The sequence below is a fragment of the Streptomyces sp. 1222.5 genome, assembly GCF_900105245.1.
GTDB classification, from domain to species: domain Bacteria; phylum Actinomycetota; class Actinomycetes; order Streptomycetales; family Streptomycetaceae; genus Streptomyces; species Streptomyces albidocamelliae.
Window position 1 is genome coordinate 2,936,875 of sequence record NZ_FNSZ01000001.1, and the last position, 22,050, is coordinate 2,958,924.

14 protein-coding genes and 1 pseudogene are annotated in these 22,050 nt (G+C 73.2%); 11 read left to right on the plus strand and 4 right to left on the minus strand.

What is annotated here, in order from left to right:
* Positions 1-97 precede the first annotated feature (97 nt).
* The 5 genes and pseudogenes from glgX (at position 98) to BLW57_RS13100 (ending at position 5,762) form a co-directional block, all read left to right on the plus strand.
* Positions 98-2,338 carry a glycogen debranching protein GlgX gene (gene glgX / locus BLW57_RS13080; protein WP_176985566.1) on the plus strand — a complete coding sequence of 747 codons (2,241 nt, stop codon included), beginning with the start codon at positions 98-100 and terminating at the stop codon, positions 2,336-2,338.
* Positions 2,339-2,519: 181 nt separating this feature from the next.
* Complete coding sequence (locus BLW57_RS13085) at positions 2,520-3,026, plus strand: SigE family RNA polymerase sigma factor (protein ID WP_073889700.1); 507 nt, start codon at positions 2,520-2,522, stop codon at positions 3,024-3,026.
* Between the two features lie 11 nt (positions 3,027-3,037).
* Entirely contained in the window at positions 3,038-3,640 is a 603-nt protein-coding gene (locus BLW57_RS13090; RefSeq protein WP_176985567.1) for a hypothetical protein, read from the plus strand.
* A 131-nt stretch (positions 3,641-3,771) separates the two neighbouring features.
* Positions 3,772-4,518: pseudogene (locus tag BLW57_RS13095) on the plus strand (dolichyl-phosphate beta-glucosyltransferase); the annotation flags it as partial.
* A 29-nt stretch (positions 4,519-4,547) separates the two neighbouring features.
* The gene (locus BLW57_RS13100; protein ID WP_256339815.1) at positions 4,548-5,762 is read left to right on the plus strand and encodes a glycosyltransferase family 39 protein; all 1,215 of its coding nucleotides are present in this window, start codon (positions 4,548-4,550) and stop codon (positions 5,760-5,762) included.
* Positions 5,763-5,796: 34 nt separating this feature from the next.
* On the opposite strand, the gene BLW57_RS13105 is transcribed toward BLW57_RS13100, so the two are convergent.
* Positions 5,797-7,653 (minus strand): ABC transporter ATP-binding protein, encoded by a 1,857-nt coding sequence (locus tag BLW57_RS13105; RefSeq protein WP_093474569.1) that lies wholly within the window; start codon positions 7,651-7,653, stop codon positions 5,797-5,799.
* Positions 7,650-9,476, minus strand: a complete 1,827-nt coding sequence (locus BLW57_RS13110) for an ABC transporter ATP-binding protein (RefSeq protein ID WP_093474570.1) — start codon at positions 9,474-9,476, stop codon at positions 7,650-7,652. Before BLW57_RS13110 ends, BLW57_RS13105 begins: the two co-directional genes overlap by 4 nt.
* A 233-nt stretch (positions 9,477-9,709) precedes the next feature.
* On the opposite strand from BLW57_RS13110, the gene BLW57_RS13115 reads away from it, so the two are divergent.
* Together BLW57_RS13115 and BLW57_RS13120 are read left to right on the plus strand one after the other, a co-directional pair.
* Positions 9,710-11,494 carry an ABC transporter transmembrane domain-containing protein gene (locus BLW57_RS13115; RefSeq protein WP_093474572.1) on the plus strand — a complete coding sequence of 595 codons (1,785 nt, stop codon included), beginning with the start codon at positions 9,710-9,712 and terminating at the stop codon, positions 11,492-11,494.
* Entirely contained in the window at positions 11,491-13,254 is a 1,764-nt protein-coding gene (locus tag BLW57_RS13120; RefSeq protein WP_093474574.1) for an ABC transporter ATP-binding protein, read from the plus strand. The genes BLW57_RS13115 and BLW57_RS13120 overlap by 4 nt, the downstream gene beginning before the upstream one ends.
* 55 nt (positions 13,255-13,309) lie before the next feature.
* Here BLW57_RS13120 and BLW57_RS13125 read toward each other — a convergent pair whose 3' ends face one another.
* Entirely contained in the window at positions 13,310-13,795 is a 486-nt protein-coding gene (locus BLW57_RS13125; RefSeq protein WP_093474575.1) for a hypothetical protein, read from the minus strand.
* A gap of 369 nt (positions 13,796-14,164) precedes the next feature.
* On the opposite strand from BLW57_RS13125, the gene BLW57_RS13130 reads away from it, so the two are divergent.
* From BLW57_RS13130 to BLW57_RS13145, 4 genes are all read left to right on the plus strand, one after another.
* Entirely contained in the window at positions 14,165-16,216 is a 2,052-nt protein-coding gene (locus BLW57_RS13130) for a M4 family metallopeptidase (protein ID WP_093474577.1), read from the plus strand.
* A 244-nt stretch (positions 16,217-16,460) separates the two neighbouring features.
* Positions 16,461-18,122, plus strand: coding sequence for a M4 family metallopeptidase (locus BLW57_RS13135; RefSeq protein ID WP_093474578.1), 1,662 nt, complete (start codon positions 16,461-16,463; stop codon positions 18,120-18,122).
* Positions 18,123-18,190: 68 nt separating this feature from the next.
* Positions 18,191-18,712: a DUF1990 domain-containing protein gene (locus BLW57_RS13140; protein WP_093474580.1), complete on the plus strand. Its 522-nt coding sequence runs from the start codon at positions 18,191-18,193 to the stop codon at positions 18,710-18,712.
* Positions 18,713-18,895: 183 nt separating this feature from the next.
* Positions 18,896-19,321, plus strand: coding sequence for a hypothetical protein (locus BLW57_RS13145; RefSeq protein ID WP_093474581.1), 426 nt, complete (start codon positions 18,896-18,898; stop codon positions 19,319-19,321).
* A 43-nt stretch (positions 19,322-19,364) separates the two neighbouring features.
* On the opposite strand, the gene BLW57_RS13150 is transcribed toward BLW57_RS13145, so the two are convergent.
* Positions 19,365-21,983 (minus strand): glycosyltransferase family 1 protein, encoded by a 2,619-nt coding sequence (locus BLW57_RS13150; protein ID WP_093474583.1) that lies wholly within the window; start codon positions 21,981-21,983, stop codon positions 19,365-19,367.
* Positions 21,984-22,050: the final 67 nt, after the last annotated feature.

Below are 22,050 nucleotides of genomic sequence, written 5' to 3' on the forward strand. Positions count from 1 at the left end.
TGTCGGGTGGTCAGGGGTGCCGGCAGGCACGCCCGGCCCCCGGGCACGGCCGACTGCGCCGCCCCGGGGGCGAGCCACTGAAAGAGGGGCCGACAAGGTGACGAGCGCAGCCGAGCAGCGGGCACCGGCCGGGGAGCCGGCCGGGAGCGGGCAACCGGCGGCGGTGAACGGCTCCCGGCGGGCCGTACCGCCCGCACCGGCCGTGTGGCCGGGTGCGCCGACCCCGCTGGGGGCCCGGTTCCGGGTGGGCCCGGACGGGGTCGCGGGCACCAACTTCGCCCTGTGGGCGGCCGGGGCGGAGGCGGTCCGGGTGTGCCTGTTCGACGAGCGGGGCCGGGAGACCCGGATCCCGCTGACCGAACTGACGCACGAGATCTGGCACGGCTTCGTGCCCGGCGTGATGCCCGGACAGCGGTACGGCTACCGGGTGGACGGCCGCTGGGACCCCTGGACCGGCGCCCGCTGGAACCCGGCCAAGCTGCTGCTCGACCCGTACGCCCGGGCGGTGGACGGGGAGTTCCGGCTGCCGCCCGAGGTGTACGGGCACGTCCGGGACTGGCCCGAGCAGCATGTCGCGGACACCGTGCGGGACGAACGGGACTCGGCGCCGTACGTGCCGAAGGGGGTCGTCGTCCACGACGACGACGACTGGTCCGACGACCGCCGCCCCAAGACGCCGTGGGCGGACTCGGTGATCTACGAACTGCATGTGCGCGGCTTCACCGCGCTGCACCCGGACATCCCCGAGGAACTGCGCGGCACCTACGCCGGCCTGGCCCATCCGGCCGCGATCGAGCACCTGGTGCGGCTCGGCGTCACGGCCGTGGAGCTGCTGCCCGTCCACCAGTTCGCGCACGAGGACCACCTGCTGCGCCGGGGCCTGAAGAACTACTGGGGCTACAACTCCATCGGCTACTTCGCCCCGCACGCGGCCTACGCGGCCTCCGGTACGACCGGCCAGCAGGTCGGCGAGTTCAAGCGGATGGTGCGCGCCCTGCACGCGGCCGGTATCGAGGTCATCCTCGACGTGGTCTACAACCACACGGCGGAGGCGGGCGAGCTGGGCCCGACCCTGTCCCTGAAGGGCATCGACAACCGCGGCTACTACCGGCTCCAGGGCGATGCCCGCCGCTACGCCGACTACACCGGCTGCGGCAACACCCTGCACGTCGTCCAGCCCCAGGTCCTGCGCCTGATCACGGACTCGCTGCGCTACTGGGTCACGGAGATGGGCGTCGACGGGTTCCGGTTCGACCTCGCGGCGGCGCTCGCCCGTTCGATGCACGACGTCGACATGCTCTCCCCCTTCCTCGCGGTCATCGCCCAGGACCCGGTGCTGCGCCGGATGAAGCTGATCGCCGAGCCCTGGGACATCGGCTCGGGCGGCTACCAGGTGGGCGCGTTCCCCCCGCTGTGGACGGAGTGGAACGACCGCTACCGCGACGCGGTACGGGACTTCTGGCGGCACGCCCTGCCGGACGTCCGCGAGATGGGCTACCGCCTGTCCGGCTCCAGCGATCTGTACGCGTGGGGCGGCCGCCGCCCGTACGCCTCGGTCAACTTCGTCACCGCGCACGACGGGTTCACCCTGCGCGACCTGGTGTCGTACCAACGCAAGCACAACGAGGCCAACGGCGAGAACAACCGGGACGGCACCGGCGACAACCGCTCCTGGAACTGCGGCACGGAGGGCGAGACCGGCGACGAGCGGGTACGGGCGCTGCGGCGCAGGCAGCTGCGCAACCTCCTGACCACGCTGCTGCTGTCCACCGGGGTGCCCATGCTGGTCGCCGGTGACGAACTGGGCCGCACCCAGCGCGGCAACAACAACGCCTACTGCCAGGACAACGAGATCAGCTGGCTGGACTGGTCGCTGCTGCGGGAACCCGGCTGGCGGGCGCTGTACGAGCTGACCTCGCGGCTGATCGCGCTGCGCCACCGGCACCCGGTGCTGCGCCGCCGCGCATTCTTCTCCGGCCGGGCCCACTCGGCGGACGGGCTGCGGGACCTCGCCTGGTTCACCTCGCGGGGCGCGGAGATGACCGAGGGCGACTGGTACGCGCCCGCGGCCACGCTCGGCATGTACCTCTCCGGGCGGGACATCCCGGGCCGGGACGAACGGGGCGCGCCGGTCGTGGACGACAGCTTCCTCGCGGTACTGCACGCGGGCGACCGGCCGACGGGCTTCGTGCTGCCGGGCCCGCCGTGGGCGGAGCGGTACGAGGTCGTCGTGGACACCTCCCGGGAGGAGCAGACCGAAGCCCCGGGCACGGTCCACACGGCGGGCGTGGAGATCACGGTCCCGGCCCGCGCGGTACTGCTGCTCAAGGTCGCCTGAACTCCTGGGCGCGATGTCACCGCGGGCCCTCCGGACCCGTCCGTACGGCTGTGCGGGACACTCCCCGAGCCTGTGCGCGGGCTGTGCGTGACGCGGATCACGCCGACCGGGTGCAGCACTCGGGGGGGGTCCAGGGCCTTTCCCCTGGTGTAGACAGCCGGCGAGGACGGGGACCGTGGGGATGGAGCAGACGAGGGCCGGTGAGTACGACGCGTTCGTGGCGGCCCGCTGGTCGGTGCTGTTCCATCTGGCCCGTCTGCTCACCGGCGGGGACCGGCACCGGGCCGAGGACCTGTTGCAGGAGTCCCTGGTGAAGCTGTGGTTCGTCTGGCCGAAGGTCGCCGACGAGGCACCGGAGGCGTACGTCCGCAAGGTGCTGGCCCGGGCCGCGGCCCGCTCCGCCCGGCGGCGCTGGTGGGGCGAACGCCCCGTGGACGAGCTGCCCGAGGTGGCGGCGGCCGGCGACGTGTCGGCGACCGTGGCGGAGCGTTCCCGGCTGGAGGCGGCGCTCGCGCAGCTGACACCGCAGCAGCGCGCCGCCGTGGTGCTGCGCTACTACCAGGACCTGCCGGACCGGCAGGTCGCGGAGGTGCTGGGCTGCCCGGTGGGCACGGCCCGGTCCCACGCCGCGCGCGGGGTGGCCCGGCTGCGCCGGCTCCTGGCCGACGTCATCGAGCCGGTGGGGTGAGGGAGAGACCCATGGACCGCATGGAGCACCTGGACGGCACGGACCGCGCAGATCACCGGGACCGCGAGGGACACCGGCGCCTCGGCGAGCACGGCGACGGGCCGGCGCACGAGGACCACCACGACCACTTCGAGCGGCAGCTGAGCCGGCTGATGCACTCCGGCCGGGAGCAGGCGTCCTTCGACGTCCGGCACCGGGAACGGTTGCGGGCGGGCGTCCGGACGCGCCGACGGGTGCGGGCCGTACGCCGGGCGGCCGGTTCCGTCCTGGCGGTGGCCGGGCTGGGACTGGGCCTGTTCCTGTGGCCGCACGGCCACACCGACGACCGGCCCAGCGCGCCGCAACCCCGGCCGCTGACGGAGCCGAGCACGACGACCTCGTCGACCCCGACGCCGAGCGCGACCCCGTCCGCACCGGCGACGTCGGAGCTCCCGACGCCCAACGGCGACCCGACCACCTCCGAGCCCCCGATCAGCGGCGGGAGTTCGGTCACCAGCACCGTGCAGCCGCCGCCCGATACGGCGACCGCCACGGCGACGGCCACGCCCGGGGACGACGGCACCACACCGCCGGCCACGGCGCCGGAGACCACTCCGGCCGGCCCGAACGGTTAGCCCGCCACCGTCCTGCCGCTCCCCCGCGTGCCCGCGGCACGCCCGACGACCGACGACACCGAGGGACTCACGTGACAGACATCCGACCGGGCCGGCCACCCGTCGCGGCCCCCGTGCCCCGGCGCGCGCCCCTGCCGGCGCACCACGAGGAGCCCGTCCTGGACGTGGCCGTGCCGGTGTTCAACGAGGAGAAGGACCTGGAGCCGAACGTCCGCCGGCTGCACGCGCATTTGCGGGACACCTTCCCCTACCCGTTCCGGATCACCGTCGCGGACAACGCGAGCACCGACCGCACCCCGCTGATCGCCGCACGGCTCGCCGAGGAGCTGCCCGAGGTGGCCGCGCTCCGGCTGCCCGAGAAGGGACGCGGCCGGGCGCTGCGCGCAGCCTGGTCGGGTTCGCGCGCCCCGGTGCTGGCCTACCTGGACGTGGACCTGTCGACCGGGCTCGCCGCGCTGCTGCCGCTGGTCGCCCCGCTCATATCCGGCCACTCCGACCTGGCCATCGGCACCCGGCTCGCCCCCGGCGCCCGGGTGGTGCGCGGGGCCAGGCGGGAGGTCATATCCCGCTGCTACAACGTGCTGCTGCGCTGCACGCTCGCCGTCGGCTTCTCCGACGCGCAGTGCGGGTTCAAGGCGGTGCGCCGCGAGGCCGCCGAGCGGCTGCTGCCACTGGTGCGGGACGGGGAGTGGTTCTTCGACACCGAGCTGCTGGTGCTGGCCGAGCGGGCGGGCCTCAGGATCCACGAGGTCCCGGTGGACTGGGTCGACGACCCCGACAGCAGCGTGGACGTCCTCGCGACCGCGCTGGCGGACCTGCGCGGGATCGCGCGGATGCGGCGCGCGCTCGGCCGCCGCCGGCCGCGTACCGTGGCGGTGCCCCGGTGACCGCGACCCTGCCCCGCACCCTGGCCTCCGCCCCCCGGCCCGAGCCCGGTGACCGGCTGAGGGCCGCCGTCCGCCGGCACGGCCCGGTCCTCGCCCTGTTCGGCGCGCTCAAACTGGCCGGTTTCTGCTCCTTCATGTACCTGCTGTCGTCCGCCGGGGACTACCGCACCAAGCACCCCCGGTTCGGCGGCGGCGCGCACGCCTGGGACGTGCTCGCGACCTGGGACGGCTGGTGGTACCAGCAGATCGCCCTGCACGGTTACGACCCGAGACTCGTCCCGGTACCCGGCGCCACCGGCCTGATCACGCTGGAGGGCAACTCGGCGGCGTTCTTCCCGCTCTATCCGGCGCTGATCCGGATGACCTCAGCGGTCACCGGGCTCGGCTCGTACGGCGCCGGCCTGCTGGTCTCGATCGTGGCGTCCTTCACCGCCGCCCTCGGCATCTACGCCGTCGCCGAGCGCCTCGGCGGCCGGCGGGCCGGGCTCGCCGCGGCCGGGCTGTGGGCGGTGTGGCCGGGCTCGGGCGTGGAGTGGGCGGTCTACTCCGACTCCCTGTACGTGGCCCTGGCCGCCTGGGCCTGCTACGCCGTCCTGACCCGCAGCTGGCTCACGGCCGGGCTGCTCACCTTCGCGGCCGGCCTCAACCGGCCCACGGCCGCCGCGCTGATCGCCGCGCTGGCCGTCGCCGCGCTGCTGTCCCTGCGCCGCCGGGAGGACAGCGCCCTGCGCCCGCTGGTCGCCCTCGCACTGGCACCGCTCGGGCTGCTCGGCTATCTGCTCTGGGTCGGCGACCGCATGGGCGACCTGGGCGGCTACTTCACACTCCAGTCGGGTGCCTGGGCGCACAGCTTCGACTACGGCAAGCAGACCTGGGACGTACTGACGTCCGTACCGGTGGGCAAGTTCGACTACCTCTTCGCCTACCCCTTCGCGGACGTCATCTCGGTCGCCGTCATCCTGCTCGCCTGCGCGCTGCTGCCGTTGCTGGTGCGGCTGCGCCCGCCGGCGGTGCTGGTCGTGTACACCGTCCTCACGCTCGCCCTGGTGCTCGGCAGCCAGCAGATCGTCGCCAACATCTCCCGCTACCTGCTGCCCTGCTTCCCGCTGTTCCTGCCGCTGGCGTTCGGCTTGCGACGGCTGAGCCTGCCCCTGCAGTGCACCCTCCTCGGCATCGCGGCCGTCGCCTCCGGCTCGTACGCGGGTTACGCCCTGTTCGAGCTCGGGGTGCCGTGATCCGGCCCGGCTCGCGCCGGGCCGGATCCGTGGGTCAGGCCAGGCTGTCCCGCCAGGCCCGGTGCAGGTCGGCGAATCTGCCCGTGCCGGCGATCAGCTCGTCGGGGTGGCCGTCCTCGACGATCCGGCCGTGCTCCATCACGAGCACCCGGTCCGCGATCTCCACGGTGGACAGCCGGTGCGCGATCACCACGGCGGTACGTCCCTTCAGCACCGTCGACATCGCCCGCTGCACGGCCCGTTCGCCCGGGATGTCCAGGGAGCTGGTCGCCTCGTCCAGGATCAGCACGGCCGGGTCGGCGAGCAGCGCGCGGGCGAACGCCACGAGCTGACGCTGACCGGCCGAGATCCGCCCGCCGCGCTTGCGGACGTCGGTGTCGTAGCCGTCGGGCAGCGCGCTGATGAACTCGTGCGCGCCGATCGCCTTCGCGGCCCGCTCGATCTCCTCCCGGTCGGCGTCGGGACGGCCGATCGCGATGTTGTCCGCCACCGTGCCGGAGAACAGGAACGCCTCCTGCGTCACCATCACCACTCCGCGCCGCAGCTCGGGCACGGGCAGCTCGCGCAGGTCGACCCCGTCCAGCAGCACGCGTCCCTCGGAGGGGTCGTAGAACCGGGCGAGGAGCTTGGCCAGGGTGGACTTGCCGGCGCCGGTGGTGCCGACGACGGCGACGGTCTGCCCGGCCGGCAGGGTCAGGTCGAAGCGGGACAGCACCTCGCCGCCGGTGCGGTAGGCGAAGCGGACGCCGTCGAAGACCACGTCGCGCCCGGGGAACCCGGCCTTCGCCGCGGGCAGTTCGCGGGGTGCCGACGGCTCCGGCACCGACGGGGTCTGCGCCAGCAGCCCGGCGATCTTCTCCAGGGAGGCGGCGGCCGACTGGTAGGAGTTCAGGAACATCCCGAGCCGGTCGATCGGGTCGTACAGCCGGCGCAGGTACAGCACCGCCGCCGCCAGCACGCCCAGTTCCAGCGAGCCGGACGCCACCCGGTAGGCGCCCCACAGCACGATCCCCGCGACCGCCGTGTTGGCGACCAGACGCGAGCCGACCACATAGCGGGCCATCTCCAGCAGCGAGTCGCCGTTCGTCCGCTCGTGCCGCTCGTTGAGGACGGCGAACTCGCCCTCGTTGGCGGCCTCCCGACGGAACGCGCGCACCGGCCGGATGCCGTTCATCGTCTCCACGAACTTGACGATGACCGCGGCGATCGCCGTGGAGCGTGCCCGGAACACCCGTCCCGCGCGCCGCTGGTAGAGCCGGACCAGCAGGTACAGCGGCACGAAGGAGGCCACCGCGACCGCGCCCAGGCCGAGGTCGAGCCACAGCAGCATCGCCGAGATGTAGACGAAGGACAGCACGACGGTCACCAGCTCCTGGAGACCCTCCTCGAGGAGTTCCCGCAGCGACTCGACGTCCGTGGTGGAGCGGGAGATCAGCCGGCCCGAGGTGTACCGCTCGTGGAAGTCGACGCTCAGCGCCTGCGCGTGCCGGAAGATCCGGCCGCGCAGGTCGAGCAGGACGTCCTGGCTGACCCGGGCGGAGGTCTCGATGAACGCGAACTGGAGCACGCCGGAGGCGACGGCGCACAGCAGATAGCCGGCACCGACCGCGAGCAGCGGACCGTGCCGGTGGTCCCGGAACGCGGGGACGGCGTTGTCGATGGCGTACGCCACCAGCAGCGGGCCCGTCTGCACGGCGGCCTGCTGGAGCAGCAGCAGGAGGGTGGTGAGGGCCGCGCGGGCCTTCATCGGTGCGAGCAGGGAGCGCAGCAGCGCGGAGGTGGCGCCGGGCGGGGCGGGCAGGACGTCCCGGTCGAAGGGGTCGCCGGTGTTCTGCGGGCGGGGATGTTCGTCGTCCTCGGCGACGGTGGGGGTGGAGGCGGTCGTGGTCAACGGGTGTCCTCCTGTTCCTCGGATTCCCCGGACATCAGACGGGCGTACTCGGCGTTGTCGCGGAGCAGTTCGTGGTGGGTGCCGACGGCGGCGATCCGGCCGTCCGAGAGCAGGGCGACCCGGTCGGCGAGCAGCACCGTGGACGGCCGGTGGGCCACGATCAGGGCGGTGGTGTCGGAGAGGACCTGGCGCAGTGCCGCCTCCACGGCGGCCTCGGTGTGCACGTCCAGGGCGGACAGCGGGTCGTCCAGCACGAGGAACTCCGGCCGGCCGACCACCGCCCGGGCCAGCGCGAGCCGCTGCCGCTGGCCGCCGGAGAGGCTGAGGCCCTGTTCGCCGACGCGGGTGCCGGTGCCGTCCGGCAGGTCGTGCGCGAACTCGGCCTGGGCCACGGCGAGGGCCCGGTCGAGTTCCTTCTGCCCGGCGCCGTCCGCCGCGCCCATGAGGACGTTCTCACCGACGGTCGTGGAGAACAGCGTGGGTTCCTCGAAGGCCACGGCCACCCGGGCGCGCAGTTCCTCGCGGGGCATCGCGGTGATGTCGACGCCGTCGAGGGTGATGCTGCCGGAGGTGACGTCGTGCAGGCGTGGCACGAGGGCGGTGAGCGTCGTCTTGCCGCTGCCGGTGGCCCCGACGAGGGCCATGGACTCGCCGGGCCGGATGTGCAGGTCGATGCCGGTGAGCAGGGGCGGGGAGCCGGGGGGTGCGTCGGGGTAGCGGAACCGCACGTCCTCGAAGCGCAGACCGCGCGCGGCCGCCGGACGCGCCTCCCCCGGCGCGGTGGCGCCCCGCGCTGCCGGGCCGGGCGCCTCGCCGCCGGCCGGGCCGTCCTCCGGCGTCTCGTCCAGCACCTCGAAGTACCGCTCGGTCGCTGTCGCCGCCTCCTGGCTCATGGCGAGCAGGAACCCGATCGAGTCCACCGGCCACCGCAGCGCGAGCGCCGTGCTGAGGAAGGCGACCAGCGTGCCCGCCGACAGGTCCCCGTCGGCCACCTGCACGGCGCCGAGGACCAGGGCCGCCCCGATCGCCACCTCGGGCAGGGTGACGATGACCCCCCAGATGGTGGCGAGCAGCCGTGCCTTGCGCAGTTCGGTGCCGCGCAGGGTGACCGCCAGATCGCGGAACGCCCGCGCCTGGCTGCGGTGGTGGCCGAAGCCCTTGATGATGCGGATGCCGAGCACGCTCTCCTCGACCACCGTGGTCAGGTCGCCGACCTGGTCCTGGGCGCGCCGGGCCACCTCCGCGTAGCGTCGCTCGAAGATCACGCAGGTCCACATGACGGGGACCGCGGGCACGAGGACGACCAGGCCCAGCGTCCAGTCCTGCACCAGCATGATCACCACGCCGACGAGGATCGTGACGCTGTTGACCAGCAGGAAGGTCAGCGGGAAGGCCAGGAACATCCGCACCAGCATCAGGTCGGTCGTACCCCGGGAGAGCAGCTGGCCGGACGCCCAGCGGTCGTGGAAGGCGACCGGCAGGCGTTGGAGGTGCCGGTAGAGACCGGCCCGCATCTCCGCCTCGACGTGCGACAGCGGGCGGGCCACCAGCCAGCGCCGTATCCCGAACAGGACCGCCTCGGCGACACCGAGCAGGAGGAGGCAGAGGGCCCCGAGCCAGACCCCGGCCGGATCCCGTCCGGCGACCGGTCCGTCGACCATCCACTTCAGGACGAGCGGGATCACCAGCCCGGTGCAGGAGGCGACGACCGCGACGAAAGCGGCCGTGAACAGCCGGGCGCGGACGGGCCGGACGTAGGGCCACAGCCGCGCCAGGGTGCGTACGGCGGAACGGTCCTCGGTGGTTGCACGTGTCGTGGGCATCACCGCGAGCCTACGGACCGGCGCTGACAACGCCCACTGAGTTTCGGCCGGACCCGGCTCCGCCGTTGGTCCTACGACCTGCGCGTTCGCGAGCCCGTGCGCGCTGCCGCGGGAGCCGGCCGCTCACCCGGGTGGCGCTCTTTATTCCATGGAGCCGCGTCCCCCACCCCGGATAGGTTCGACGTTTGCGGCCGGGCCCCGCTCCCGGCGCGGCCGAGCGGATCGGGGGACGGATGATCGACGTCTACGAGGACCCGGGCAGGCCCGACACCCGGGGCGGCTGGCGCTATCTGTGGTGGCTGGTGCTGCGCCAGCCGGGCCGGTCCGTGGCCGGGGCGCTGCTGGGCAGTACGTGGATGGTGCTGCTGGCGGCGCAGCCGTACATGATGGCGCGGGCCGTGGACGACGGTCTGGTGCCGGGGCGGCCGGGGGTGCTGGCCGGCTGGACCGGGGCGATGTTCGTGGTCGGGGCGGTGAACGCCTGGCTGAGCATCATGCGGCACCGCACGATGACGCGGGTGCGGATGGACGCCAACTTCCGCACGGTGAAGGTGGTCGTGGACCACGTCGTACGGCTCGGGGCCGCGCTGCCGCGCCGGGCCGGGGCCGGCGAGGTGGTGACGATCGGGGTGGGCGACGTGCAGACCCTGGCGCAGGCGCTGACCGTGGTCGGGCCGGGTGTCGGCTCGGTCGTGGTGTACGCGGTGGTGGCCGGCCTGCTGCTGGCCGTCTCCGTCCCGCTCGCCGCCGTGGTGCTGCTCGGGGTGCCGGTGATCGCGTTGCTCACCGGGCCGCTGACGCGGCGTCTGCAGGGCGCGGAGAGTGAGTACCGGGAGCGGCAGGGGGTGCTCACCGCGCGGATCGGTGACCTCGCGGGCGGCCTCCGCGTCCTCAACGGTCTGGGCGGGAAGGGCCTGTTCGCGGACGCCTTCCGGCGTGATTCGCAGCGGCTGCGGGCGCAGGGCTACCGGGTGGGCGCGGTGGCCAGCTGGGTGCAGGCGCTCGGCATGGGCCTGCCCACCCTCTTCCTGGCGGTGGTGACCTGGCTCGCCGCCCGGCTGGCGGCCCGGGGCGCCATCACCGTCGGCGAGCTGGTGTCGGTGTACGGCTATGTGGCGGTGCTGATCGGGCCCGTGGCGTTCTTCGTCATGATGGCCTACGAGCTGAACCGGGGCGTGGTGGCGGCGCGCAGGGTGGTACGGCTGCTGCGGCTGGAGCCGGAGCCCGACACCGGCCGCCGGGCGGCTCCCGACGGACCGGCCGAGCTGCACGACCCAGCGTCCGGGGTGCGGGTGGTGCCGGGCCGGCTGACCGCGGTCGCCGCCGCCCGGCCCGCCGAGGCGGCCGCCCTGGTCGACCGGCTCGGCCGGTACGGGCCGACCGACGCCACCTGGGGCGGGGTACGGCTCGACGAGGTCCCGCTGGACGCGGTGCGCGGGCGGATCCTGGTCGCCGACAACGAGGCCGACCTGTTCGCGGGGCCGCTACGGGACGTGGTGGCGGCCGAGCGCCCGGCCGGCGACGCGGCCCTCGCCCGGGCGCTGTACGCGGCCGCCGCCGAGGACGTCGTGCGCGGCCTGCCCGAGGGGCCCGACTCGCCGGTGGCCGGGCAGGGCCGCAGCCTCTCGGGCGGTCAGCGGCAGCGGCTCCGGCTGGTACGGGCACTGCTGGCCGATCCCGAGGTGCTGCTCGCCGTGGAGCCGACCTCGGCCCTGGACGCGCACACGGAGGCGACGGTCGCCGGACGGCTGGGTGCGGCGCGGGAGGGCCGTACGACGGTGGTGACGTCCACCTCCCCGCTGGTGCTGGACCGTGCGGACACCGTCGTGTTCCTCGTCGACGGCAAGGTGGCGGCGACCGGCCCGCACCGGCGGCTGCTGGACCGGGAGGCGGGCTACCGGGCACTGGTGGCGCGGGACGCCGGGAACCCCCCGGACGCGGGGGACACCGGAGAGACGGACGAGGTGGCGGAGACGGTGGGCACGGTGGGCACGGACGCCGAGGGGGCTGTGCGATGACCGCGGGTGAGCAACTGCTGCCGGTCGCGGACCGGGCCCGGGTGCGGCGGGCCACGCTGCGGCTGGTGCGGGCGGACGGCCGGGCGTTCGCCGCGGCGCTGCTGCTGAACGCGCTCGCGGCGGGCGCCGGACTGGTCGGGCCCTGGCTGGTCGGGCGGATCATCGACGAGGTGCGGGCCGGGCACGGCGTCGACGCGGTGGACCGGCCCGCTCTGTGGATCCTGCTGTGTTCGGTGGCGCAGCTGCTGCTGGCCCGCTGGGCGCGGTACGTGGGCCACCGCTTCGGCGAGCGGACGCTGGCCCGGGTGCGCGAGGAGTACGTCGAGCGGGTGCTGGCGCTGCCCGCGTCCGTGGTGGAGCGGGCCGGCACCGGCGACCTGACGGCCCGCGGCACGGCGGACGTGGCGACCGTCGGCACCACGTTGCGGGACGTCGGCCCGGATCTGCTGGTCAACGGTGTGCAGGCGCTGTTCGTGCTCGGCGCGGTGTTCGCGCTCGATCCGCTGCTCGGGTTGTTCGGGCTGCTCGGCCTGACCCCGATCACGCTGGCGCTGCGCTGGTATCTGCGGCGGGCCCGGGACGGGTATCTCGCCGAGGGCGCGGCGACGTCGGAGATCGCGGAGATCGTCGCCTCGACGGCGGCCGGGGCCCGGACCGTGGAGGCGTTCCGGCTCCGGCGGCGCCGGACCGCGGCGAGCCGGGACGCGCTGGAGACGTCCCGTCGGACCCGCTTCCGCACGCTGTTCCTGCGGACGGTGTTCTTCCCCGCGGTCGAGGTGACGTACACGGTCCCGGTGGCGGGTGTGCTGCTGTTCGGCGGGTGGCTGCACGCGCGGGGCGGGGTGGGGGTCGGCGCGGTGGTGGCGGCGGCGCTGTACCTGCGGCAGTTCACCGAGCCGCTGGACCAGATCCTGATGCGGGTGGAGCAACTCCAGAGCAGCGGTGCGTCGTTCGCGCGGGTGGAGGGTCTGGCGCAGGCGCCGCGCGGGGACGCGGGGGGCGGGTCCCCGGTGCCGGCGGACGACCGGATCGACGTGCGCGGGGTGCGGTACGCGTACGAGCGCGGGAGCGAGGTGCTGCGCGGGGTGGACCTGACGGTGCGGCCCGGGGAGCGGCTGGCGGTGGTGGGCCCGTCGGGAGCCGGGAAGACCACGCTCAGCCGGCTGCTCGCGGGCATCGACCGGCCGGGGAGCGGCACGGTGACGGTGGGCGGGGTGCCGGTCGCCGAGCTGGAGCCGGAAGTGCTGCGCCGCCAGGTGGTCCTGGTCACCCAGGAGCACCACGTGTTCCTCGGCACGGTCCGCGAGAACCTGCTGATCGCCGAACCGGACGCCACCGACGCCGACTTGTGGGCCGCGCTCGGGGCGGTGGGCGCGGAGGACTGGGTGCGCGCCCTGCCGGACGGCCTCGGCACCCGGCTCGGCGCGGGCGGCTGCCGCACCGACGGCTCCCAGGCGCAGCAACTCGCCCTGGCCCGGGTGGTGCTGGCCGACCCGCACACCCTGATCCTGGACGAGGCGACGGCCCTGCTGGACCCTGCCACGGCCCGCCACACCGAGCGCGCCCTGGCCGCGGTGCTGCGGGGCCGTACGGTCATCGCGATCGCCCACCGCCTGCACACGGCCCACGACGCCGACCGGGTGGCCGTCATGGAGAACGGTCTGCTGACGGAACTGGGCACGCACGAGGACCTGGTGACGGCCGGCGGCCCCTACGCGGCCCTGTGGCACACGTGGCACGGGGACACCGGGAAAGGCTGAGCCCGACGGGGGCGTCCCCGCACCGGTGCCCGTCCGGACGCCCGCGGGAGCCGGTTCAGTCCCGCCGGAGCCGTCCGGGCGGCCAGGGTGTCCAGAGCCAGTCGCGGGTGCGGGCGCGCCCCACGACATCGGCGGCGTGCAGACCGGCCACCGCCGCCATCACCGGCCACAGCAGGAAGGTCAGCGCGAACTCCGCGTAGCCTCCGTCGGAGGCGACCCCGACCACGGCGAACTCCGCGGGGAAGAGCACGCTGGCCGTCAGCGTCCCCGCCCACGCGAGCCCCGCGGTGCCGCGGACCGGACGCGACACGAGCGTCAGCACACCGGCGAGGACGAGCCCTGTCAGCACCCCGACGAGCGCTCCGCCGCCGAGGAGCACCCCGAGGCCCCGCAGGTCGGCGGCGGCCTGCGCGGTGTCCCCGCCCCGGACGTGCTCGACCACGGCGACCAGCAGGCACAGGCCCGCCCACGGCAGCACCGGGACCCCGCTCACGACCAGCCCGACCCGTACCGCCCGTCCGACGGTCCCGCGTCCGCTCATCCGCCCCCCTCGTATGCCCTCCCCGCGTACCACCCTAGTCAGCGCCCGGTCCTCGCCCCGGTCCGCCCATGGCGGCGCGCCCTGGCTCAAACCCTCTCGCCGGCCCGCCGGTTCGCATACCGAACATGAACATCCGGTCAACGGAGTATTTCTGGCCAAATTCGTGACGCGGTCCTGACAGGTCCGGTGATTCCTGTCACTCTTCCCTGGCCGACTCACAGCAACCCCACAGCTGACGCACGTCTTGCGTGAGCCGGCTCCGCACCTGCACGAGGTTCCGCGCAACGCCCTGTTCTGCCCGGACGTCTTCAACCCACCGTCCGGTCTCCCCTGGCCGCGCGACCCGCGGTCATGCAGAAGGAGTCAGTGTTGAGAAGCAATTCCTCTCGCGGACGCACCTCCCACACCCCGCAGCGCACCCTCACGCACCGCCGCACCGCCACCGTCGCCCTCGCCGGCGTCGCCGCCCTGATCGCCGCCGCCGTCCAGACGGGCGCGGCCAGTGCCGCACCGGCGAAGCCGCAGGCCGGCAAGGCCGATCCGGCCCATGTCGCCGTCAAGCTCAGCCCCTCGCAGCGCGCCGAGCTGCTGCGCGACGCCGACGCCGCGAAGGCCGCGACCGCCCGGTCCATCGGCCTGGGCGGCAAGGAGAAGCTGGTCGTCCGGGACGTCGTCAAGGACGCCGACGGCACGACCCACACCCGCTACGAGCGCACCTACGGCGGTCTGCCGGTGCTCGGCGGCGACCTCGTCGTGACCGCCAGATCGGGCAAGACGATGGACGTCGTCAGAGCCACGAACGCCACGCTGACGGTCCCGGGCCTCACCCCGGCCGTGGCGAAGGCCACCGCCGAGAAGCAGGCCGTGCGACGCGCGAAGGCGCTCGGCGGCACGAAGTCGGCCGCGGACAGCGTCCGCAGGGTCATCTGGGCGGCGGACAGCAAGCCCGTGCTGGCGTACGAGACGGTCGTCGGCGGCCTCCAGGACGACGGCACCCCGAACCGGCTGCACGTGATCACCGACGCCACGACCGGCAAGAAGCTCTACGAGTACCAGGGCATCGACACGGGTGTCGGCAACACCCAGTACAGCGGGCAGGTCACGCTGACCACGACCCAGTCGGGATCGACGTACACGCTCACCGACGGGGCGCGCGGCAACCACAAGACGTACAACCTGAACCACGGCTCCTCGGGCACCGGGACCCTGTACTCGCAGAACAACGACACCTGGGGCAACGGCACCAACTCCAACGCCGCCACCGCGGGCGCGGACGCCCACTACGGTGCCGCGGTCACCTGGGACTTCTACAAGAACACCTTCGGCCGGAGCGGCATCAAGAACAACGGTGTCGGCGCCTACTCCCGCGTCCACTACGGAAACTCGTACGTCAACGCCTTCTGGGACGACGGCTGCTTCTGCATGACGTACGGCGACGGCTCCGGCAACGCCAAGCCGCTGACCGCCATCGACGTCGCGGGCCACGAGATGAGCCACGGCGTCACCTCCAACACCGCGGGCCTGAACTACAGCGGTGAGTCCGGCGGCCTCAACGAGGCCACCAGCGACATCATGGGCACCGGCGTGGAGTTCTACGCCAACAACTCCACCGACGTCGGAGACTACCTCATCGGCGAGAAGATCGACATCAACGGCAACGGCAGCCCGCTGCGCTACATGGACAAGCCCAGCAAGGACGGCGCGTCCAAGGACAGCTGGTACTCGGGCATCGGCGGCGTCGACGTGCACTACTCGTCGGGCCCCGCGAACCACTTCTTCTACCTGCTGAGCGAGGGCAGCGGCACCAAGGTCATCAACGGTGTCACCTACAACTCGCCGACCGCGGACAACCTCCCGGTCACCGGCATCGGCCGCGACAAGGCGCTGCAGATCTGGTACCGCGCGCTGACCACCAAGTGGACGTCCACCACCAACTACGCGGGCGCCCGCACCGGCACCCTCGCGGCGGCCGGCGAGCTGTACGGCACCACCAGCGCCGAGTACAAGGCGGTGCAGGACGCCTGGGCGGGCGTCGGGGTCGGCTCGCGCTCCGGTGGCGGGGGCGGCGGCGGCACGTCGTACGAGAACACCACCCCGGTGTCGATCCCGGACAACGGGCCGGCCGTCACCTCGAACATCACGGTCTCCGGCCGGACCGGCAACGCGCCGAACAACCTTCAGGTGAGCGTCGACATCTCGCACACCTGGCGGGGCGACCTGGTGATCGACCTCGTCGGACCGTCGGGCACCTCGTACCGCCTGAAGAGCTTCAGCGGCTCCGACTCGGCGGACGACGTGAACCAGACCTTCACGGTCAACGCCGCCGCGGAATCGGCCAATGGGACCTGGAAGTTGAAGGTGCAGGATCAGGCCACCTATGACACGGGAACGATCAACAGCTGGAAGCTGACGTTCCCGTAAACCGCACGCCAAAGCCGCACGAACACAAGGCCGTTCGAGGGTCCCGTGCCCTCGGGCGGCCTCTGTTCACATAGCCGCAACATGTATCGGACAGTCGCCTTTCGGCCAACATCACTTCAGGGTCCTGACATGTACGCGCCCCTGATGTCACTCTCTCTCCACCCGCCGCAGCACAGCAACTTCACCACCCCACACCCGGACGGCATCCCCACGCCGGACGGACTCCCCACAAGAAGGAGCTTCTGTGAGCCCCCTCTACGCGCGTCACAAGCGCACCACCCTGGCCGTCGCCACCGCCGTCGCGGCCGGAGCCCTCCTCTCCACCGGTCTGACCACGACCGCCTCGGCCCAGACGCCGGCCGGATCGGCCGCCGCGAAGCCGCTCGCCGCGGCCCCGACCACGCTGTCGGCCGCCGCCCGCACCACGCTGATCCAGAAGGCGCAGGCCGGCGCCGCCGGCACCGCGCAGCGCATAGGCCTCGGGGCCAAGGAGAAGCTGGTCGTCAAGGACGTCGTGAAGGACGTCGACGGCACCGTGCACACCCGCTACGAGCGCACCTACGCGGGCCTGCCCGTGCTCGGCGGCGACCTGGTCGTCCACACGGCCAAGTCCGGCAAGGCCGAGGGCGTCACCAGAGCGAACAAGTCCGCCATCAAGCCGGCCTCGCTCAAGCCTCGGATCTCCGCCGCCAAGGCCGAGAAGCAGGCGGTGTCCGCCGCCAAGACCCTCGGCTCCGCCAAGTCCGCCGCGGACGGCGCGCGCAAGGTGATCTGGGCCGGCTCCGGCACGCCCGTCCTCGCCTACGAGACGGTCGTCGGCGGCCTCCAGGACGACGGCACCCCGAACCAGCTGCACGTCGTCACCGACGCCACCACCGGCAAGAAGCTCTACGAGTACCAGGGCATCGAGAACGCGACCGGCACCGGCAAGAGCCTGTACTCGGGCACCGTCAGCCTCACCACCAACCTGTCGGGCTCGACGTACCAGCTGTACGACACCACGCGCGGCGGTCACAAGACCTACAACCTGGCCCACAAGACGTCGGGCACCGGCAGCCTGTTCACGGACGCCGACAACGTCTGGGGCACGGGTGCGGCCTCCAGCTCCTCGACGGACCAGACGGCCGCCGCGGACGCCGCCTACGGCGCCCAGGAGACCTGGGACTTCTACAAGAGCACCTTCGGCCGGAGCGGCATCAAGAACAACGGTGTCGGCGCCTACTCCCGCGTCCACTACGGCAACTCGTACGTGAACGCCTTCTGGGACGACAGCTGCTTCTGCATGACCTACGGCGACGGCTCGTCCAACACCCACCCGCTCACCTCGCTGGACGTGGCCGGCCACGAGATGAGCCACGGCGTCACATCCAACACCGCGGGCCTGAACTACAGCGGTGAGTCCGGCGGCCTCAACGAGGCCACCTCGGACATCTTCGGCACGGGTGTGGAGTTCTTCGCGAACAACTCCTCCGACGTCGGCGACTACCTCATCGGCGAGAAGATCGACATCAACGGTGACGGCACCCCGCTGCGCTACATGGACAAGCCCAGCAAGGACGGCGGCTCCGCCGACTCCTGGTCGTCCACGGTCGGCAACAAGGACGTGCACTACTCGTCCGGCGTCGCGAACCACTTCTTCTACCTGCTCGCCGAGGGCAGCGGTTCGAAGACGATCAACGGCGTGACCTACAACTCGCCGACTTCCAACGGCTCCACCGTCACCGGCATCGGCCGCGCCAAGGCGCTGCAGATCTGGTACAAGGCGCTGACCACGTACATGACGTCGACGACCAACTACAAGGCCGCCCGCACGGCGACCCTGAACGCGGCGTCCGCGCTGTACGGCTCCACCAGCACCGAGTACAAGACGGTCGCCGCGGCCTGGTCGGCGGTCAACGTCAGCTAGCCGCACCCCGGGGCTCGGGCGGTACCCGGGAGGAAGTCCTCCCGGGTACCGCCCTACCCTTGTGACCCATGTCCTCGGCGCCCTTCACCTACGAGCCGGTCGGAGCGACCCGCAACGACCTGGCCTTCTGCCCGCCCGGCTTCCGCCCGCTGCTGGTGCGCACCCGGCTCGGCGAAGGACAGCGGCTCTTCCAGCGGGCCGCCGAGGCGGTCCTCACCTGGGAGATGCACCGCGCGCTCGGCGTGGGCATCGACGCGGGCGCGGAGCGCGCGGCCCCCGGCGTCGACGTCACGGTCACGCTGGCCGGCATCGTCAAGGCCCCCTGCCGCGTCATCTGGACGGCCGAGGATCCCCGCCGGGCCGGCTGGGCGTACGGCACGCTGGAGGGCCACCCCGAGTGCGGCGAGGAGGCCTTCGTGGTCGACCGCACGGGCGACGGCACGGTATGGCTCACGGTCGCCGCCTTCAGCCGCCCGGCCAAGTGGTACGCCCGCGCCGGCGGCGCCGCGACCCGCGGCCTCCAGCACGCCTACGCCCGCCGCTGCGGAACGGTCCTCCGCCGCCTGTGCGCCGACGCGGACGAAAGCTGAGGCCACTCGTCCTCACGACGCCTTCACTCCGCCGTTCGACGTGCTCACCACCGTGCTCTGCTCGCTTCGACCAGCAGGTATGCACCATCGCGATGGTTTACCCGCCGCCCTGAGGCAGCACCGGCGGATGTGCGCCAGGACCCAGAACCTCAGGTTCGTCCGCCCCGACCCGGACCGGTACTGATGACCCCTCCCCTGCAAGCACCCTCACCAACCGCTTCCGCCGCCACCGTCGCCCGGCGGCGGGGTCTGCTGCTCGTGCCGTTGCTCGTGGTCGTCTCGGCGGGGCTGCTGGTGGCGCGGCTGGCCTGGGACGCGGACACGTTCCAGGACTGCCGCTACCTCGGACCCTCGGCCCGGATGTACGTCACCTCGTGGGCCGGTCTCGCCTGCTCGGTGAGCGCGGTGGTCGTCTACGTCGCGCTGCGCCGCACCGCGCGACGGCGCGGGCTCCCCGCGGGTGCGGGACGGCAGCACGGACTGGCCGCGGCCGCCGCGGTACTCGGCCTGGTGCTGTCCCTCGCACTGCTGGCGACCGTCTACTGGCTGTACTCCGCGGATCCCGCCGGTGGCGGTGACTGTTCGGGGATGCGGCTGATCCTGCCGTAGGCGGCTGCGAGGCCGTTCGGGGGGACGGCCTCGCAGTCCTTCGTCACCTCAGCAGGACGCCCGCTCCCTCCACCACGTCCTCCGCCGGGACGGCCACCAGGCCGAGTTCCGCGCCGGAGGCGAGGAGGCGGTGGGCGGGGAGGACGCGGACCGTGTAGCCGTAGGGGCCGGTGCGGTCCAGGGACAGGGGGCCCTCGTACAGGCAGCGGCCCTCCAGGTCGGGGGCGCCGACCGGCTTCAGCGGGACGATCGTGGCGTCCGTGATCCGGTCCTCCGCGTCCACCCGGCCGGACACCGCCTGCACCTCGACGTCCTCCGGGGCCAGCTCGCCGAGGGCCACCCGCACCCGCAGCCCGACGGTCGTGCCCAGCTCCGCGGTGGCCGTCGTCGCGGTCGTCTCGACGTGGCCGACGCCCACCCCGGGCCAGGCGGCCCGCACCCGGGACTTCCACTCGGCCAGGTCCCGCGCGGTGTCCGGGGTCAGCGCCCGGTGAGCCTGCGCGGCGGGCGCGTAGAGCCGGTCGACGTACTCCCGCACCATGCGCCCGGCCAGCACCTTCGGCCCGAGCAGGGTGAGGGTCTGCCGGACCATCTGGATCCACCGGTCGGGCAGTCCGCCCCGGCCCCGCTCGTAGAAGCGCGGGGTCACCCGCTGCTCCATCAGGTCGTACAGGGCCGCCGCCTCGATGTCGTCCCGGCGGTCGGCGTCCGTGCCCGCGCCGTCCGCGGTCGGGATGGCCCAGCCGAAGTCCGGCCGGAACCATTCGTCCCACCAGCCGTCCAGCACCGAGAGGTTGAGGCAGCCGTTGAGGGCCGCCTTCATGCCGGAGGTGCCGCACGCCTCCAGCGGGCGCAGGGGGTTGTTCAGCCAGACGTCGCAGCCCGGATAGAGGCTCTGCGCCATCCCCATGCCGTAGTCGGGCAGGAAGACGATCCGGTGCCGCACCCGCGGGTCGTCCGCGAACCGCACCAGCTCCTGGACGAGCCGCTTGCCGCTGTCGTCCGCCGGGTGCGCCTTGCCCGCGACCACGATCTGCACCGGCCGTTCCGGATGCAGCAGCAGCTCCATCAGCCGGTCCCGGTCGCGCAGCATCAGCGTCAGCCGTTTGTACGACGGCACGCGCCGGGCGAACCCGATCGTCAGGACGTCCGGGTCGAGGACCCCGTCGATCCAGCCCAGCTCCGCGTTCCCCGCACCGCGCTGCCGCCAGGACGCCCGCAGCCGCTCCCGCACCTCCAGCACCAGCCGCTCGCGCAGGGTGCGGCGCAGCTCCCAGACCTCCTGGTCCGGGATGTCCGCGACCGAGTCCCAGCGTTCGGTACCGCCGACGGTGAGCGCGTCCTCGGCCCGCTGGGCGCCGATCTGCCGGGCGCCGAGCCGCAGCACCTCCGGCGCCACCCAGGTCGGGGCGTGCACCCCGTTGGTCACGGAGGTGATCGGCACCTCCTCGGGATCGAATCCCGGCCACAGACCGGCGAACATCTCCCGGCTGACCTGACCGTGCAGCAGCGACACCCCGTTGGCCCGCTGGGCCAGCCTGAGACCCATCACGGCCATGTTGAACAGGTTGGGCTCGCCTCCCGGGTAGGTCTCCATGCCGAGCGCCAGGACGCGCTGCACGTCGATGCCGGGCAGTTCCGCGTCCGGCCCGAAGTGCCGGGCGACCAGCTCGCGGTCGAAGCGGTCGATGCCGGCCGGGACCGGGGTGTGCGTGGTGAACACGGTCCCCGCCCGCACGGCCTCCAGCGCCGAGTCGAAGTCCAGCCCCCGTTCGCACAGTTCGGCGATCCGCTCGAGCCCGAGGAAGCCCGCGTGGCCCTCGTTGGTGTGGAAGACCTCCGGCGCCGGGTGCCCGGTGAGCCGGCAGTACGTCCGCACCGCCCGGACACCTCCTATGCCGAGCAGCATCTCCTGGAGCAGCCGGTGCTCGCTGCCGCCGCCGTACAGCCGGTCGGTGACGCCGCGTTCGCCGAGGTCGTTCTCCTCCACGTCCGAGTCGAGCATCAGCAGCGGCACCCGGCCCACCTGCGCCAGCCAGATCCGGGCGTGCAGCGCCTTGCCGCCGGGCAGGGCGAGGGAGACCTGGGCGGGGGTGCCGTCGGTGTCCTTGAGCTGGGTCACGGGCAGCTCGTTGGGGTCGAGCACCGGGTAGTGCTCCTGCTGCCAGCCGTCGCGTGACAGGCTCTGCCGGAAGTACCCGTGCCGGTACATCAGCCCGACCCCGATCAGCGGTACGCCGAGATCACTGGCCGCCTTCAGGTGGTCCCCGGCGAGGATGCCGAGGCCGCCGGAGTACTGCGGCAGCGCGGCCGTGATGCCGAACTCCGGCGAGAAGTAGGCGACGGCGGCGGGCAGCCCGTCGGCCTGTGTCTGATACCAGCGGTCGCCGGTCAGATAGTCGTCCAGGTCGTCGGCGACCGCGGTCAGCCGGCGCAGGAACCGCCGGTCGTCGGCCAGTTCGGCCAGCCGGGCCGGCCGAACCGTGCCCAGCAGCCGTACCGGGTCGCCCGCGGCGGCGGCCCATGCCTCGGTGTCGACGGACTGGAAGAGGTCGCGCGTTTCCGCATGCCAGGACCAGCGCAGGTTGCGCGCCAGGTCGCTCAGCGGCCGGAGGGGGGCGGGGAGCACGGGACGGACGGTGAACCGACGGATCGCCTTCACATTCCACCTCGGGACGCGTTGCCAGGTGAGACGCACGGCGTTGTGCGTCTCGTCGTCACCCTCGACG